The 534-nt window shown below is 68.7% G+C and carries 1 protein-coding gene; it reads right to left on the bottom strand.

Going from position 1 to position 534, the window contains the following annotated elements; genetic code table 11:
- The coding region (locus tag QYM41_RS17810) for a GAF domain-containing protein (RefSeq protein WP_368801099.1) at window positions 1-528 on the bottom strand (528 nt) is incomplete at its 3' end.
- Between the last annotated feature and the right edge of the window lie 6 nt (window positions 529-534).

Genomic DNA, 534 nt, shown 5'->3' with positions numbered 1-534 from the left:
GAAGGCCTGCTGGTAGGTGATCTTGAACCGCTCCATCAAGATACCCTTGGCCCGACCGATCAGATCCCGGGGGGTCAAAGCCCGGTGGAGCCGGGCGATCTGCTCGGCATCGGCGAAGGCCACGGCCGCGTGCGCGGCGACCAGCAGCCCGACCTCCTCCGAGGTGGCGGTGAACGCCTCGGTCTCGGCGCCGTAGACGTTCAGCGCCCCAAGCTCCCTTTCGTCGGTGTAGAGCTGGAAGCACAGCATCGACCTCGCCCCGGCTTCGGCGGCGGCCGGAGCGAAGGACGGCCACCGGTTCTCCTGGCCGAAGTCCGGGACCCGCACGATGTTCTCCACATAGGCTGCATCCAGGCACGGTCCCTCCCCGTGCTCTTCCTGCAACTGGTCCACGACCGCCGCCAGCTCCGAGGACGCGGCATGGGAGGTCATGGTGTGGTGGGCCCGGGCCACCGAGATGGACGCTGCCGCCGCCCCGGGGATCAACTCCAGCGCTGCGTACACCATCGCCGCCAGGGTGGCATCCATGTCCTG

Origin of the sequence: Kocuria oxytropis (genome assembly GCF_040981195.1) — a bacterium.
GTDB lineage: Bacteria > Actinomycetota > Actinomycetes > Actinomycetales > Micrococcaceae > Kocuria > Kocuria oxytropis.
The sequence above is the reverse complement of the archived record's forward strand: the minus strand, read 5'-3'. Positions and strand labels throughout refer to the sequence as shown.